General features: G+C 60.3%; 16 protein-coding genes and 2 pseudogenes. 5 read left to right on the top strand and 13 right to left on the bottom strand.

All coding sequences use genetic code 11. From position 1 onward, the window contains the following. Positions 1 to 63: 63 nt before the first annotated feature. The 10 genes from G205_RS22995 to G205_RS14875 all read right to left on the bottom strand — a co-directional run bounded on the left by G205_RS22995 (position 64) and on the right by G205_RS14875 (position 8,557). Positions 64 to 192 (bottom strand): Flp family type IVb pilin, encoded by a 129-nt coding sequence (locus G205_RS22995; protein WP_235046937.1) that lies wholly within the window; start codon positions 190 to 192, stop codon positions 64 to 66. Positions 193 to 534: 342 nt separating this feature from the next. Continuing rightward, the gene (locus tag G205_RS14905; RefSeq protein WP_009358707.1) at positions 535 to 1,413 is read right to left on the bottom strand and encodes a type II secretion system F family protein; all 879 of its coding nucleotides are present in this window, start codon (positions 1,411 to 1,413) and stop codon (positions 535 to 537) included. A gap of 11 nt (positions 1,414 to 1,424) precedes the next feature. Then, positions 1,425 to 2,366 (bottom strand): type II secretion system F family protein, encoded by a 942-nt coding sequence (locus G205_RS14900; RefSeq protein WP_009358706.1) that lies wholly within the window; start codon positions 2,364 to 2,366, stop codon positions 1,425 to 1,427. A 2-nt stretch (positions 2,367 to 2,368) separates the two neighbouring features. Further along, complete coding sequence (locus tag G205_RS14895) at positions 2,369 to 3,835, bottom strand: TadA family conjugal transfer-associated ATPase (protein ID WP_035753283.1); 1,467 nt, start codon at positions 3,833 to 3,835, stop codon at positions 2,369 to 2,371. Beyond that, the gene (locus G205_RS14890) at positions 3,832 to 5,031 is read right to left on the bottom strand and encodes a CpaE/TadZ family protein (protein ID WP_009358704.1); all 1,200 of its coding nucleotides are present in this window, start codon (positions 5,029 to 5,031) and stop codon (positions 3,832 to 3,834) included. The genes G205_RS14895 and G205_RS14890 overlap by 4 nt, the downstream gene beginning before the upstream one ends. Continuing rightward, on the bottom strand, positions 5,031 to 5,813 hold the full coding sequence (gene cpaB, locus G205_RS14885) for a Flp pilus assembly protein CpaB (RefSeq protein WP_052014150.1): 783 nt from the start codon (positions 5,811 to 5,813) through the stop codon (positions 5,031 to 5,033). The genes G205_RS14890 and cpaB overlap by 1 nt, the downstream gene beginning before the upstream one ends. A 199-nt stretch (positions 5,814 to 6,012) precedes the next feature. Further along, positions 6,013 to 6,774, bottom strand: a complete 762-nt coding sequence (locus G205_RS21235) for a hypothetical protein (protein WP_235046936.1) — start codon at positions 6,772 to 6,774, stop codon at positions 6,013 to 6,015. A gap of 115 nt (positions 6,775 to 6,889) precedes the next feature. Continuing rightward, the gene (locus G205_RS21230; RefSeq protein WP_009358702.1) at positions 6,890 to 7,297 is read right to left on the bottom strand and encodes a TadE/TadG family type IV pilus assembly protein; all 408 of its coding nucleotides are present in this window, start codon (positions 7,295 to 7,297) and stop codon (positions 6,890 to 6,892) included. 118 nt (positions 7,298 to 7,415) lie between these two features. Further along, a complete protein-coding gene (locus G205_RS14880) occupies positions 7,416 to 7,601 on the bottom strand; it encodes a Flp family type IVb pilin (protein ID WP_009358701.1) in 186 nt (61 codons plus the stop codon). 290 nt (positions 7,602 to 7,891) lie between these two features. Continuing rightward, positions 7,892 to 8,557 (bottom strand): prepilin peptidase, encoded by a 666-nt coding sequence (locus tag G205_RS14875; protein WP_009358700.1) that lies wholly within the window; start codon positions 8,555 to 8,557, stop codon positions 7,892 to 7,894. Positions 8,558 to 8,851: 294 nt separating this feature from the next. Here G205_RS14875 and rplM point away from each other — a divergent pair, with 294 nt between their 5' ends. The 4 genes and pseudogenes from rplM (at position 8,852) to G205_RS14850 (ending at position 12,284) form a co-directional block, all read left to right on the top strand. Further along, positions 8,852 to 9,295 (top strand): 50S ribosomal protein L13, encoded by a 444-nt coding sequence (rplM, locus tag G205_RS14870; RefSeq protein WP_009358699.1) that lies wholly within the window; start codon positions 8,852 to 8,854, stop codon positions 9,293 to 9,295. 39 nt (positions 9,296 to 9,334) lie between these two features. After that, positions 9,335 to 9,840 (top strand): annotated as a pseudogene (gene rpsI, locus G205_RS14865) (30S ribosomal protein S9). Between the two features lie 480 nt (positions 9,841 to 10,320). Further along, positions 10,321 to 11,681, top strand: a pseudogene (gene glmM, locus G205_RS14855) (phosphoglucosamine mutase). A gap of 261 nt (positions 11,682 to 11,942) precedes the next feature. Beyond that, positions 11,943 to 12,284, top strand: coding sequence for a hypothetical protein (locus tag G205_RS14850; RefSeq protein ID WP_235046935.1), 342 nt, complete (start codon positions 11,943 to 11,945; stop codon positions 12,282 to 12,284). A 1,009-nt stretch (positions 12,285 to 13,293) separates the two neighbouring features. Here G205_RS14850 and G205_RS14840 read toward each other — a convergent pair. Further along, positions 13,294 to 13,680, bottom strand: a complete 387-nt coding sequence (locus G205_RS14840; protein WP_052014145.1) for a hypothetical protein — start codon at positions 13,678 to 13,680, stop codon at positions 13,294 to 13,296. A 704-nt stretch (positions 13,681 to 14,384) separates the two neighbouring features. Next, positions 14,385 to 14,789 carry a large conductance mechanosensitive channel protein MscL gene (mscL, locus tag G205_RS14835; protein WP_009358694.1) on the bottom strand — a complete coding sequence of 135 codons (405 nt, stop codon included), beginning with the start codon at positions 14,787 to 14,789 and terminating at the stop codon, positions 14,385 to 14,387. Positions 14,790 to 15,037: 248 nt separating this feature from the next. Here mscL and G205_RS14830 point away from each other — a divergent pair, with 248 nt between their 5' ends. Further along, entirely contained in the window at positions 15,038 to 15,382 is a 345-nt protein-coding gene (locus G205_RS14830) for a hypothetical protein (RefSeq protein WP_009358693.1), read from the top strand. A 64-nt stretch (positions 15,383 to 15,446) separates the two neighbouring features. Here G205_RS14830 and G205_RS14825 read toward each other — a convergent pair. Continuing rightward, on the bottom strand, positions 15,447 to 15,998 hold a 552-nt coding region (locus G205_RS14825; protein WP_009358692.1), incomplete at its 5' end, for a M15 family metallopeptidase.

Here is a 15,998-nt window from a genome sequence, read left to right as displayed (position 1 = left end):
GGGCCTTGTTGGGGGTGCGGTTCCGATATGGGGGGGCCGGAACCGCGCTCGGGGAATGTGCTACTACGGGGTCGTGGTGGCAGCAGTCGTGGGAGCCGGGATCTTGGTTTCAACGTTGGTGAACATGTCGTTGAGAGTGCCACCCAGGGTGCTGACGGCGACGATAATGACCACGGCAATGAGCGCGACCATGATGCCGTACTCAACGGCGGTAGCGCCTTTTCCTCGGTACGGAGGCGGGCCATGAGGTTGGTGTAGAGAGAAAGCATTTTGAGACTCCTGTGCGAGACGGATGGCTGGTCCTGCACCAGCACTGAAACGAAGTTAGCAACCGGAATTGGCTCAAAAGCCGGATCTTGGAGCATCCTGCGCAAACGCTTTCACTCCCGCACTTTTCCTGCGCCTTTGCTTGCTTTTCGCTGCGCTGATGCTGGGAATCCCTGTGGTGCGGGCACACAAACGGACCCCCTCGGTTCTGGGTGCCGAGGGGGTCCGGTCTATGGGGCGCCGGGGTGGCGCAGTGCTGCCTACTGATCAGCTAAAGGCCTCGATGATCTTGATGGCAGCCGGTCCGAGGAGAACTATGAAGAGCACCGGGAAGATGCACAGGAGAAGCGGAAACAATACCTTCACGGGTAGCTTCATCGCTTTTTCCTCTGCCCGTTGCCGCCGCTTGACCCTTGCCTGCTTGGCCTGGGTCCGGAGGACCTTGGCAATACCTATGCCGTATTTGTCGGCTTGCACTACGGCCCGCACAAAACTCTTCAGATCCTGAACCGACGAGCGCTGGGCCAGGGCTTCGTAGGCTTCCTGCCGCGGACGACCAACTTGGAGGTCCTGGAGAGTGCGCATCAGCTCCTGCGCCAGCGCCCCGCCCCCGTACCCGCCTGCCCTTGCCATGGCCGCCTCGAAGCCGAGTCCGGCCTCGACCGAAATGAGCAGCTGGTCCAAGGTGTTCGGCAGTTCTTGTTCGATCTCCTGCTGGCGCTTGACGCCTTTGTTGTAGACCAACAGGTCAGGAAGGAAATACAGGAGAGCGGACAGGCCAAGTCCTAAAGCGACAACTTGAGGTGATGGTGACTTTGCGAACATCAGCAGCCCCAGAACTGCACCCGCCAGGGCAAGCAGGGGCTTGCCGATGATAAGCCTCTCCAGAGGAAGCGATGCGGGCCGGCCCGCCAGTGAAAGCCACCGGTCCAACTTCGCTTCGTAACCAGTGGGCGTCAAACGTTTGGACAGGTCCAGGAGAGCCGGCGGCCGCTGTATTGCGGCACCTCCCTCCTGGGTGAACCCGTGAGTCAAATTCGTTTGGACGGCAAGGGCCGCTTTGCGATCGGTGGTAAAGAAAGCCCAGACAAGGTAGGCGAGAGGTAGCACTACCAAAGCAATGGACAGAAATCCCAACGGCGTCATGGTGTCCCCCCCTAGAACTTGATCTTCACGACGCGGCTCATCCAGAAGCCGCCAACAGCGAACAGTATGAAACCGCCCACGAGCATCAAGAGACCGATCGGATGCTCGACAAAGACGTTGAGGTAGCCAGGATTGATGAACGCCAGGATCACTGCCACGCCTAACGGCATGGCCATCAGTACCAAGGCTGACATTTTTCCCTCAGCACTGAGCGCTCGAACTTGCCCCTTGATTTCGCTGCGTTCGCGAATAGTGCCTGCGACTTCCTCCAGGACGGCTGCCAAGTCGCCACCGACTTCGCGATTGATTTGAATTGCTTGGGCAATCCAGCGGAAATCTTCGCTGTCCATCCGGTCGGCCACATCTTCGAATGCGAAACGCGGGTCCTTGCCGATCCGGGCCTCGTTCACGATGCGAAGCAGTTCCTCGGATGTTGGAGCATCAGCCTCCTGGGCTGCTGCTTCGACGGATCGAAGAACGCTGTGACCTACACGAAGGCCGCCGATAAGCATTTGAATGGTGTCGGTCAGCTGTTCCTGGAACTTGGCGCGACGTCTGTCTCTCATGACGACCAGCAGGACTTTGGCCAGGAAAGGCGTCGCTATTCCGCAGAGGATACCAAGGAACGGATGGGTAAGAAGCGCGGCAAAGGCACCAACAAGTATTGAAGCTATGCCTACCCCTGCAGTGAAGTCCGCCGGGGCCATCTTTACTCCCGCGTTGTAAAGCACCTCCCGGTTGTAAGGGCCACCAGACTCACCGATGACATTTTCGACGGCAGCAATAGCGGTATGTGAGACCCGGGATACAGCTGACGTATCCTGCTGCGTCCCCAGGCGCCTACGTTCGATTGGGATAGATCCAAGTTGGGGCTTGAAAACAACAAACGTGACCAACACTATTGCCGAGAGGCAAAGCGCAACGGCGATGACAAACGTTATGGGGGAGTCCACCGCTATCTCCTTCCCACAGCAGCAGTGCCGGCCCCGAAGACAGCGGGCGAAACGCCGATTCCCAGCTCGGCGAAGCGATCGAGGAAGCGGGGACGGATCCCAGTGGCAATGGGCTTGCCCAGGAAGCGTCCCTGGGCATCAACACCGGCCGAGTAGTCGAACAAGAAGGCGTCCTGGAGGGTTACGATGTCACCTTCCATGCCCTGCACCTCGGTCACGTGTGTGACGCGGCGGGTACCGTCACGGAGCCTGGTTACTTGGATGATGAGATCTACAGCCGAGGACACCTGCTCGCGGATGGCGCGGAGTGGGAGGTCCATCCCTGCCATGAGTACGAGGGTTTCCAGCCGGGCAATGGCGTCTCTGGGTGAGTTTGCGTGGACCGTCGACAGCGACCCGTCATGCCCGGTGTTCATGGCCTGCAGCATGTCCAAGGACTCTCCGCTTCGGACTTCTCCGACGATAATGCGGTCCGGCCTCATTCGCAGGGAGTTTCGGACCAGTTCACGGATGTTGACGGCACCTTTGCCTTCTATGTTTGGTGGCCGACTCTCCAACCGGACGACATGTTCCTGCTGCAGTTGCAGTTCCACTGCGTCTTCAATGGTGACGATGCGATCGTCCGGTGGGATGAATGACGAAAGGACGTTGAGCAGTGTCGTTTTGCCGGTGCCGGTACCTCCGGACACGATGATGTTCAGGCGTGCACGAACGCAGGCGCTCAGCAGTTCAGCCATTTCCGGCGTCAGGGAACCCCAATCGATCAGGTTTTGCACGGTCAGCGGTACCTTGCTGAATTTGCGGATGGTGAGGGACGGACCGTTCACGGCCAGTGGGGGAATGATGGCATTGACGCGGGAACCGTCCTCCAGCCGGGCATCGACAAGTGGGGATGATTCGTCGATCCGGCGGCCCACCTTTGAAACGATGCGCTCGATAACGGTGCGAAGGTGGTCATCTGAACTGAACCTGGTACCGGTAAGAGTCAGTTTGCCGTGCCGTTCAATATAGATCTGGTCGAAACGGTTGACCATAATTTCTGTCACGGACGGATCTTCCAGGAGCCGTTGCAGGGGTCCGAAACCCATGACCTCATCGGCGATTTCGCGGATCAGCCGCCGGCGTTCTTCCGGGGACAGAGGGACTTGTTCCTCGTCAATAACCGCGGAGAGCTCCTCAACGGCGGAAGCACGCAGGGCGTCCTCCGAGGAGGCGGTGTCGCCGAAACGCGTACCCATACGTTCGAAGAGCGCCTGGGCTGCCCTTTGCTTAAGCCCTGCCAGCGCATCGACAGCCGGGGCTGCGGCCACGGCCATTTGCCCTGCTGAACCCGACAGGGTCGGGGGAGGCGACAGGGGCGGCGCAACTACCAGCGGTGCTGGCGGTTCTTGTGCGCTAACCGGTCCTGCGGTCTGCCCGGAAGCTGCTGGGCTGCCGCTATTTCGTGACAAACGATCCGAGAGTTTCATGACACCACCACCCGTCGGTGAAGTTTGGTTTGAGGTGAAGCAATCCATTGCGGGTCGAAACGGTCGACCAGCTTTTTCAGGCCCTTGGACGCAGAGTCCCGCACGTTACTCTGCAGGATCGGGATCCCCCTGTTCGTGGAGAAGGGAAGGGTTTTTGAGCGCGGAATGACTGTGTCCACCGGTACCCCAATGGTCGCTTCGACGTCCTGTACGGAGATTCCACTTTTGCGGTCAGCGAAGTTCAGAACAGTGTGGCGACCCTGAGGAAGGAGCTGGAGTTCCCGCAGAACGGCAAAACTCTTGTGCAGCCCCCGGATGCTTGGTACGTCCATGCCGCAAACCCATACGCCGTCTGTGGCCAATTCCAGGGTTGCCAAGACGTGCTCGCCCAGTCCGGGAGCCGTATCAACTACAACATACTTGAACTCGCTGGCGAGCTGGTTGATAAGCCGGCTGACGTGCTCGGCTGTAACAGAGTCCGACTCTGCTGGAGTCTTCGGTCCGCAAAGAGCATAGATGCCAGCGGGGTGCACCGTCAGGAACGCCTTCAAAACCATGGAGTCCTGGGAAGCGGCACCGTGCACGGCATCTGTGATCGAGTGCTCGGGTTCCAACAGAAGGCCGGAGGCAACATCACCGAACTGGAGGTCCAAATCCACGAGCACGACGCCCATGGGGGCTACTTTGCCCAGCCCGATGGCCAGATTGGTAGCGACAGTAGTCTTACCCACACCGCCCTTCGGAGACATGACTGCAATGACCCTTCCGCGGTCCTGTGAGCTTTCTGCTGCCGGAGCCATCCCCCGGCGCCGGCTTGCGGACGCCAGGCATGCGCGTTCTAGAAGGACCCTCAGCTCACTGAGGCCAATTTCCGACGTCACCACGTCGCGAATACCGGCATGCATTGCACGGAGCACTAGCTCGGGATTCGGCTCTGCGATCAGGACGAGGCTGATTTCGGGGTACTGCAGGTCAAATACGGTTGCCAGTTTCAAAGCATCATCCGGCAAAACTCCGGGGCCGAGGATGAGAACCTCGAGCGGTGCACCGCTGAGCTGCTTGAGGACGTCGTCCGGTCCGCCTGTCATGACGTCGGGTGTGAGAGTCTGCAGTTCGCCGTGGAGCGCTCCCGTGATCGCTTGGCGAATGCGTCCTTCAAAATCGCGTACAGCTGTGACTGCTACGAAACGGCTCATCAGTACAGCCCGCCGAATGTGGTGACAGGGGGGTCGCTCTTTGTGCTGGTGTCGGTCTGCTTTGCCAGCCAGATGGTGCCGAACTCTGCGCCAAAGACGAGCTTTGCGGCGTCCGCATCGCTCCTCGCTACGGTTACGAAAGCGGACCCGTTAGGCATTTCGACTTCGCTCTGTGCGGTGTCCTGGTCGCCATTGCCGCTGGATTTTTTGGTTTCAGGGGCCGCCTTCTGGACTGCCGTCACCAGGACGTCATGAAAGAGAATACCTGTGGACTGCTTCCAGCCCCTCAGCTCTGCGGGCACCGGCGCATCCGCTGGAATGCTTTCCTCCGCCTCGAACGAAGTGTAGACAGTAACCGTGTCGCCGGCCTCGATGCGTCCGCCCAGAAGGCGTTCCGGCGTGAGGAGAACCGTAACTTCTTCAAGTCCTTCCGGAACCGGCACGGTACCTGGCACGAGATCGCGGGGATCAACAAGGCGGGCAGCCAGCAACTGTTCGCCCGGTTCCAGTGCAACCGCGGTGACTTTCCCGGCCTGCTCATCCAAGGTGGCCAAGGCGCCTTCTGGCACCGCTGACTTCGGCAGTGATTCGGTCCGTACCTTGCCGCCAAGCTCCGAGGATTTAGTGCCGGCCGGTACCTGCTCGGTGACAACGAGGACGCTGACGGGCTCGAGGCCCGCCTGGGCGCGGGCCGATGCGCCCTGAACATAAGCGAAAAGGAGAACAGCTCCAACTACTGCTAGTAGTAATGCAGCTAAGCCTCCCAGTAGGCGTGATTTCACTTGTTACCCCTTCAGTTCTAATGCTGTTTCACGGGTGGAGGGCCTATTGGCTACTCCGAAAGCCAAACTGCGGTTGCTCCGTAGTTCGGTGCTCCACCGGTCGTAGCCAACCCTTCAGCGAGGGAAACGTAACGGGTGAAGTAGCCCTGGATGCCACGGCAATTGCCAGTGCAAGAGGGGGCGGCAGGGTCAAGGTTGGTCAGCGAAGGACCGCCGCCGAATTTGTATCCGGTGACTTGAAATGCGATGAAGCCTGCCAGTGCGTAGGTTGCGTGCTGTCCAGTACCAGTTGCGGTACTGAAGATCGGAATGAGGATCGGTTCATCCAGAAGCGTGGCAATGATGCCCGTGCATTCGCTCGGAAAGTCGTTGCTGGATCGTTGCCGACCTCAGCTTCTGCGATATCGATGTCTGCTGAGCACCCGGTGTCCCGGTCCAACCACCCGAAGCCACCTTCCGCATATCCGTTTTGTGGAACGCATCCGGGATAGTCCGGTGTGTTTTCGTCATAGCGCAACAGAATGTGCGTGGGAATGGGGTCGCCCGTGAAGGACCCGGTTGAGTTCAACTCGGCCAGTTGGGCAGGCGACAGGTACTTCTCGAAAACGCATTGGCTTATGGTCCAGGGCAAAGTTGTTGCCGCGGATGGGGACCCCCACGATGCAACGGCGGTCGCATGGATGACACTCGATTCCTGACCCAGGATCCGAGCGAAATACAGAGCGAAGCTGTCGTCTGTTGATCCCGACGCCTGGGCATTGGTCTCCACGCGGACGCTGGAAGTAGTGGGTTGGGTAACCGAGAAAACGCCACTTGAAGCATCGTTGGCATTCGCATCGGCAAGACGATTGTCTGGATCCGCCATGGCTGTTGGGCAGCTGATGCCATTTGCGCAGTCGCCGGCGATTGCCAGGGCAGTAGCGTCGGCTCCGTTCTGCAGTTGCGCCTTCTCGGCGTACATGGCTCCCACGTCAACAGCCAGAGCCGTGAACCCCAGGAGTGCTACAAGCGAGAAGGTGACGATGACGCTGCCGCCCCTCGTTCGCTGCTGTCCTCGCGGTTGTGCTTCTCAAACATCAGCCACCGCATCTCATCACCCCTACGCCCGTCAGAGTTATGGGAAAGAGCCCCGGTGAACCGAACCAGCCGATATCGAGAAAGCCGGTCATCGATGCCAAATCAACGCTGGTCGTAACCTCCACGTCCGCCCCGGAAGCGCAACTGGCCGCGTTGTCCGATACTGCGACAGCCAGGCCACTCAACGATGGTGCTGCAGCCAAGACTGTTCCCTCGACGTCCAAAGTTGCGTCGCTGTGATGGATCGCAGCATGCCGCGCTCCTGCCCGTGCCGCTTGGGTCAAGGAATTTTGGACGTTAAACACTCGACCAAACTCCATGGTCCCAATGAGTATGACGAGCAGTAGCGGTAGGACTATTGCCATTTCGACTGCGGCCGCGCCCCGCTCTTTTGGTTTCCGTTTCAAGACTGTCCCCTGAGTGAGTCCTAAACATTGGTCCTGCGGCCGGCGGCAGCAGGTTGTGGTGCTGAAATGAAAGCGGGGCGAGACCGCCAGGTGCAGTCCCGCCCCGCCCAACCGCGGCTTACGGGATTGCGGTGGATACGTCGGTGAAGAGACCGGCGATCTCCGGGCCGAGGATAATCACCGCAGCCATAACAATCACAGCGATGAAGGCGACCATGATGCCGTACTCCACCATCGTTGCGCCCTTTTCTTCACGGGTGAGGCGATCCTTGACGCCGGCAATAAAGGCCGTCATTGAGACCATAAGAGAAGTCATTGTAATTTCCTTAATTCGGTGAAATGGATTGAATTTATTTCAACGAATCTCCAGCTGCCCCCGATAATTCTTTAGCGGCTGGACTTCGCTAAGAAGAGATTGTCATTTGGGGAAGTGGGCAACAATGAGTAGTGGTACTCGACTTTTTTAAAGTCGCTGAAAACTGCGTACTTGAAACAAAGAGGTAGTACTCAGGAAGGGGGGGCGACTACGTGACCGACTACTTGGATCGTGCTCTGTGTATGCCAGGAAAACTGAGGCGGCCCAAGTTGGGGCGGCTACGGCATGAAGAGAGTGATGCCGGCCATGGCGCCAAGCATGGAAGGTCCGTGTGCCACTTCTGTCGGGCCTGTCCGCCCTCTTCTACTGAGGGCGACTGCTGTGACAACGCCATTGAGGATGAACCCAAGGAGGCCGCCGTACAGTATCTGGCTCCAGCCTAGGTACCCGAGGTACAGGCCGACGGGAGCTGCGAGCTTTACGTCGCCCATTCCAATACCTCTGGGCGAAATCAGTCCCAAAACAAGGTAGCCAGCAAACAGAATCAGCGCCCCAAGCGCCGCGCGCAGCAGATCGTCAGACTGCTGATGGAATATTCCTGGTGCTAAAAGCAGTAGAAGGCCGCCAGTGAGCAGTGCTAGTACCAGCGGGTTGGGCAGCAAATGATGTTCTATGTCGATCCGTGCCAGCTGTACCCCTAAAACAGCAAGGAATATAAACGCCGGCAGTTCGACTCCAATTCCAAACCGAAAAGTAAAGGCGGCGCACGCGAACCCGGTGATAACCGACGTCGTGATTCGCGCGAGAGGGGTGGGCAGGCCGCCCAACCGCGGAAGTTGCTTTGCTATCAGCACCTCGGCAACGGGGGAGAGGGCAACGCCTAGGATTCCGATACCGACGACGAGCAGCCAGTCGGCCAAACCGTCATAACCTGTATCCAGCACCGCGACCCCCTGCGTTCGTCAGGCCGGCAGACCTGGCATCCCGTCCGGCTACCCCATTTTGACCCTGAACCCCCTGACGCGCTAATCTTGGTAGTCGTTGTGCGTGTCCTATTCCGATGGTGCGTGCCCGCTTGAGAATCCGGTTGCAGGATGACTACTCAACGGACACATTCGGAACCACAGGATGACTGGTTACATAGAGCCCTCACCTCTGTTCCGGTAGCGCGCAGACAGTAGGTGCACGAGCTAGTGACACCTAAACAAGAACGCCAGAACAAGAACGAGGCAAACACCGTGCGTACGTACACCCCGAAGCCCGGCGATATCAACCGCCAGTGGCACGTCATTGACGCCACAGACGTTGTCCTTGGTCGTCTTGCAAGCCAGACCGCAATCCTGCTGCGCGGCAAGCACAAGGCCACCTATGCATCCCACATGGACATGGGCGACTTCGTCATCATCATCAACGCTGAAAAGGTAGCCCTGACCGGCGCCAAGCTGGAGCAGAAGCGTGCTTACCGCCACTCCGGCTACCCGGGCGGCCTGACCTCCGTCAACTACGCGGAACTGCTGGAATCCAACCCGGTCCGCGCCGTGGAGAAGGCCATCAAGGGCATGCTCCCCAAGAACTCCCTGGCTGCCCAGCAGCTCGGCAAGCTGAAGGTGTACCGCGGTGCTGAGCACCCGCACGCCGCCCAGCAGCCCAAGACTTTCGAAATCACCCAGGTCGCCCAGTAGTCCTGGCCACCAAACAACTTACTTAATACAAGGAGAATCGTGGCTCAGAACGAAGAACTGACCACCGAGCCGTTGAGGCCGAGGAAAACCTGACCAGCTACACCTCTGAGAGCTCGGCTGCCGAAGCCGCTCCCAAGAAGGAGCGCCCGGCCCTGACCGTTGCCGGCGCAGCTGTTGGCCGCCGCAAGGAAGCCGTTGCACGCGTCCGCGTTGTGCCCGGCACCGGCAAGTGGACCATCAACGGCCGCGAGCTGGCGAACTACTTCCCGAACAAACTGCACCAGCAGGACGTCAACGAGCCCTTCAAGATCCTTGATCTCGAAGGCGCCTACGACGTCATCGCCCGCATCCACGGCGGCGGCATCTCCGGCCAGGCCGGCGCCCTGCGCCTCGGCATCGCCCGTTCGCTTAACGAGATCGACGTCGAGAACAACCGCGCCACGCTGAAGAAGGCCGGTTACCTGTCCCGCGACGCCCGCGTCATCGAGCGTAAGAAGGCCGGTCTCAAGAAGGCCCGCAAGGCTCAGCAGTACTCCAAGCGCTAATCCCGCTTGCACAGAAGCCCGTCCCGCCAATGGTGGGGTGGGCTTCTGCTTTTTAACGTCTGTTTGGTGTTGCCTTGCTGGCGCTCTTGCTTGAGTTGCCGGGCTCGGCTACCGTGGCGGGTGACCAGCCACTTCGAGTGGGTTTGGGTCGACCTGTACTAGACAGGCGATCAAGTGTGGAAATGAGCCGCGCGACTTCCTTTTACTGGACTTCGCCGTGCTTGACTGCAAAAAAATTCGTTACACCACCCGCCAGGCTGCTGCCCAAGCTCTGCGTCGTATCCGTTGTCGCGGGGATAGAACGCGACATGAGAAGAGCCTATATCCCTGCGACAGATGCAGGGGCTGGCATTTGACGTCTCAGCGTGTGAGCGGAGCCTGGAAGAAGTTTCAGCTCCCTCATTGACCGCCCAAACCATCTCCAAGGTCGCCTGGCCTGCCGTTTAAAGCACTGAGGACCCCATCCTCTACACTTGACCGGTGTCTAGATTATTTGGAACTGATGGTGTCCGGGGGCTGGCCAACGGCCTGCTGACAGCAGAGCTGGCCATGCAGCTGGCCCAGGCGGCCGCCGTCGTGCTCGGCCACGACCGCAACTCCAACGGCTCCCGGCCCCGCGCCGTGGTGGCCCGCGACCCCCGCGCCAGTGGCGAATTCATCGCCGCAGCGGTGGAGGCCGGGCTCTCCAGCTCCGGCGTCGACGTCTATGACGCCGGGGTCCTTCCCACCCCTGCTGCGGCCTACCTGGTGGCGGACCTGAATGCCGACTTCGGCGTCATGATCTCTGCTTCGCACAACCCCGCACCGGACAACGGCATCAAGTTCTTCGCCCGCGGCGGCCAGAAACTTCCCGACGATGTGGAGGACGCCATCGAGGCGCAGATGGCCAACGAGGCCGTTCGCCCCACCGGCGCCGACGTGGGACGCATCCAGCGCTTCTCCGACGCGAGGACCGCTACATTGTCCACCTCCTGGGCACGCTGCCGCACAACCTCAACGGACTCACCGTGGTCCTGGACTGCGCCCACGGCGCCGCCAGCGGCTGCTCCCCGCAGGTCTTCAAGGACGCCGGCGCCAACGTCATCGTCATCGGCGCGGAGCCGGACGGGCTGAACATCAACGACGGCGTCGGCTCCACCCACCTCGGCCCGCTTAAGGAAGCCGTGGTGAAGAATGGCGCCGACCTCGGCATCGCCCACGACGGCGACGCCGACCGCTGCCTCGCCGTGGACCATGAGGGCAACGAGGTGGACGGCGACCAGATCATGGCCATCCTCGCCGTGGCCCTCAAAAACTCAGGCAAGCTGAAGGATGACGTCCTGGTGGCCACCGTGATGAGCAACCTCGGCCTCAAGATCGCGCTGCGGGAGGCAGGTATCAGCATCCGCGAAACCGCTGTGGGAGACCGTTACGTCCTCGAAGGCATGCGCGAGGGCGGCTTCAACCTCGGCGGGGAACAGTCCGGCCACGTCATCTTCTCCGACTACGCCACAACCGGCGACGGACTCCTCACCGGCCTGCAGCTGGCCGCCCAGGTTGCCCTGACCAAGAAGCCACTCAAGGAGCTGGCCACCGTGATGACCAAGCTCCCGCAGGTCCTCATCAACGTCAAAGGCGTGGACCGCACCCGCGTCGGCAGCAGTGAGGTCCTCGCGCAGGCGGTGGCCACCGCGGAGGCCACCCTCGGCGACACCGGCCGCGTCCTGCTCCGCCCCTCCGGCACCGAGCCCGTGGTCCGCGTCATGGTGGAAGCCGGCGACGAGGAAACCGCCCAGTCCATCGCCGAGCACCTGGCCCAGGTGGTCCGCACCGAACTGGCTCTGGAACTCGTTAGCGAGTAGAGCGGCAGCAAGAGGCCAGCCTCCGGGGAATGAAGTGGTCCCCGGAAAGTGGACTCGTGAGTTATCTGGACTAAGTGCCCGCGCGGCATCTGTCTTTCTGACGCCTCTGTTGTAGGCATGGAGGCAGGGTGATCTCCAGCTGCGACCAACGGGCTGCCCATCCACGTTGGCGCTGCTCTCCTACGACATGCGGGCCTCCAGATCAGCCGGGGCTACTTTGCGGTGTTCGACGAGGACGTGGTCGGCCACCACCAGATGCACATGGCCAACCGACGAGCGTTGCGGCCTGACCACGAGTATGCGCTGGTAACTAATATCGAATGGGAGGAATTCGAGGAACACTTCGACAAACGCAAAGTTGAGCTCGGCTTCTGCGGCCGGCCCTACGGCACGCCCTGCGCGCACGAGCACGCCTGCATCCGCTGCCCCATGCTGCACGTGGAACCGCGAATGATCCTCCGGCTGGACGAAATCGAAGCCGACCTCATGGCAGGCGAGACAGGGCGGAGAACGAAGGCTGGAAGGGGGAAGTCGACGGACTGGAACCCCAGGGTATCTCCAGGACAAACGCGGCCGGGCACTGCGGCTACGAAGAAGCGCTGAAACGCACGGCGACCACTGACAGCGCCCATGCGAGGAAATGCCGGCCGGGTCATCGAGCGAGCCGTAGATGTCTAGATAACCCATGGACAAGCAACGTTTTCTGATTTGCTACGACTATGGGGTGGGAGGGCTCTGGGCCTTTATCTATGCCCGTTCTTCCGAAGAGATTCTTGGTAAATACCCTGAACTGTACGTTGCTAGTAGTGGCCGCGATGGATGGATGGGAACAAAATGGCCGGGATCGAATCAATGGACAGCCACGACATCGATGGAGAGCCCTTCGGCGTACTCAGGGTAGTCACCGAAGAAAGAAGCCATGACTGAACTACGACGACAGGGACGGGATCTGCTGCAAGAGTGAGTGTCCCACGGAGCGTTCCACAGAAGACGGTACTAACGGATGCCGACGACACAATGAGGTGATGGAATGGCCATTGAACTAACAATTCATGTGCAGAATCAGTTGCACGAAACGATGAGAACCTTTGTGGAACCGCCGGGCGAACCCTTCCTAAAGTTCTGTCGCGCAGCGACTGCTATCGGAGTGCGATACGTCGACTTCATTTGGCCGTACTCGGACGCGATGTTGAACTTTTTCCAATTGGCGGCGTGGTTGGAGGACTTTCCACGAGTTCTGGACTTTGATGTAATCTCGCCCAAGGAGAGGGCGAGTGCCCGAAGGGTGCTTGAGGCTGCTAAGGAGGCTCACACTCTAGCCGGCTACTTGTTCATCGAAGGCTGATCATGGACGACCGGAGGGTCCCGGTTGGCTTGACGCGCGTCGTCGCCCATCTTGGCGTGGCCATCCGACGGGTGCCCGCGAAGCGTAAGGGCCGGGGCCACCTAACCGAGGCCGCAGGTCTGACTCTGTAGTGCAAAACGCTTTGATGTATTAGCCCACCGCCAGGACGAAATTGTGTGAACCAGCAATGGCTGGCCGTCACCCAAGCACCGTGGCCGGTCCAACCGCCGTTCCTGGCAGTTTGCATGGCGCAGGCCCGAGCTGAGGTCATGACACTGAAAACGCTTTAAGCGTCTTCGGCCAAACGACTACGTACCGATCTTCATCGGCTCGCCTGTATGCCGACTTTACGTCAGTCCACCGTGTGCTGGAACGAAGCGATGTCATCGCGTCCTGAAACGCTATGAGAGGCAGGTCGCTACAGATGAAGATGTTCATTTCGGTGGTGCCGAAGTCGTGGCCGTCCACGAAGCCGTGCGCACCCGGGAAGTTTTCCTCGAGCAGATCCTCCATCGCGATGAGCTCATCGTAGTCATCCTCTGAGTTAACCGACCATTGCAGAACAAGGATGTACTTCACTGCCGTCTCCTTCCCGAGACTTTTTATTTGGCCGTGGAAAAGCTCATCGAGTTCGCATCCACTCTGATCCGACACGTTGAAGGCCTTCGCCAACTCCGAGGGAGAGAGCGAGGGACCAATCGGCAACCACTGCCGAGAGCAGGCCGATTGGCGTCACACGCACAGCGGCTCGATCCACTTGATCTGCCGGGCTATCCAACGCCTCCCACTGATCGACTTCCCATCGGAAGATCGACACTGGCGGTGAGGACTTGGTAAGGACTCCGAGTGTCGTGACCAGATGGCTCTCCAGTGGCACGGCTAGGTTCCAAGGGCGCACCAGCCACTGCCAAACCGGATCCGGCCCTTCGCCCAGGCTCTTGGCCATGTCCGGAATATCCACCGTGGAGGGAGGATCAATCGGGATCACCTGAACCCAATTACCGCTTGCTTGCTGCCTCCGTGCGCCGAGCTGTAATGCCTCTACCCAGTCTTGTTCTACTGCTCCGAGGGCAAAGGTGCCGAGTCCCTCAACACAGACCGGGGGCGGGTCATGGGACGGTAGATGAGCGAGATCTGCGGCGCAAGCACGGAGAACCCGATCAACTTGGCGAACGTCGTAGCGCAGGGCTCCTGCGCACACTAATTCATGGCCTGACTGGGCCGCGGCACCTTGCGTGTACGCGTAGGGCGGGATCGTGCTTTGCTGGACAGCCGTGACATGTATTTCAAGACTCACGCGCACACCCTCCACTAGGCAGACTGCCCTCCTTACGTCCCGGAGGATCTTAGTGTGACAGCTAGGAAGCCCGGCTTCTCAGTGCATCGCGGATTTCGGTCAGCAGCGCAATCTGCGGGTCCTCCGCCGACTCCTTCTTCACGTCCTGGCCGATCCCCAGCCGCCGGTTGCGGCGCTCGATCATCAGGTTCATCGGCATGACCACCACGAAGTAGATGGCGGCCGAGATCAGCAGGAAATTGACGATGGCCGTCAGCAGGACGCCGAACTCGATGGCGTTGCCGTTGAGGTCAACCCTGGCGAAGCTGTCAAAGTTCGGCGAACCGACCACCGCGGCGACAAAGGGCATCAGCACCTTGTTCACCAGCGCCGTCACCACCGACCCGAACGCGGTGCCGATGACAACGGCGACGGCAAGGTCAACCACGTTGCCCTTCATGATGAAATTTTTGAATCCAGTCAGCATAAGAACCAACGTAGTGGAGGCTGGAAGGGGTCCCCAAACATAAGAGGGGGGCTATTTCACGCCGGAAGTCGCCCGGGAGCCCGAAAGCCTACGGAACACCCGCCGGTCCCCAAGTTATTGCTCAGGCTTTAATCAAGATCGTTGCTGGCTGTGGGACGGCCTTCATAGGGTCGGTGAATCACGCATTACGGCCCATAGGGTGAGCCACCGCGAGCCCGGGTTACTTGCACACAAATTTGGGGGAGACCATGACGGACCAAGACGTGGAGATAGCACAAACGGTCGAGGACGCCGGAACACTGGAAGTTCGGCACACTCCTGTGTGGGAAGTGAAGCACAAGCTGGAGCAGAACCCGGACGAGATGGTCCACTTCGTCTGCTGCCGTGATGTCGTCTGGCGGAAAGCCCTCTGCGGGTACGAGGAAACCGAGATGACCATCGCAACCCAGATCAAGGTCCTCTGCACGATGTGTGTTGAGGTCATGACGGCCAAGAGCGGCGTGCCTTGGGACGGAAACTGCCCGGTCGACGACCAGCCGTGCCCGAACGAAGAGACGGTAGACAAGATCATTGACGAGCGGACCGCACAATAGCGCTGGTATCTTGTCTCCATCACTGTCCTGGGGCTGAAGAGTTGCGCGGAATGACTTCTCCGGCTTACAGGTACCCCGGCGCCGCCTCCACGCCGAAGTATTCCTCCAGCGTGAAGATGCCCTTGGAAGCCATATCCGTAGCCGCCTCGACGCCGATGTACCGCAGGTGCCACGGCTCGTAGTAGTACCCCGTGATGGGGTGGAACATCCACGGGTAGCGCACCACGAACCCGAACCGGTGCCCGTTCGCCTTGGCCCACACGGCCGCGGGCTGGTCCGCGAAGCACGGCTGGAACCCGCAGGCCCCGTTGCCGTCCGCAATGTCGAACGCCCACCCCGTCTGGTGCTCCGAATAGCCCGGGCGCGCGCTGGCGGTGTCGGCGTCCGCCTGGCCCCGCGCCGCCACATAGCTGTTGTACGTGGCCACCTGGGTGGCGTACGAGCGGTAGCCGCTCGCCAGCACCATCGACACGCCGTCCCGCGCGGCAGCGGCAAACATCGCCTCGGCCGCGGCCGCCGTCGTGCTGTTCAGCAGGGCAGCCTCCCCGGACGCGGTCATCGCGACGGCGGGACGCACCAGGTCGGCCGGCGCGTAGGCCGCCGGCCACCAGCGGCC

This window comes from Arthrobacter nitrophenolicus, assembly GCF_000332815.1.
In the GTDB taxonomy this organism is placed as follows: Bacteria; Actinomycetota; Actinomycetes; order Actinomycetales; family Micrococcaceae; genus Arthrobacter; species Arthrobacter nitrophenolicus.
This window is presented reverse-complemented; position numbering and strand designations above follow the sequence as displayed.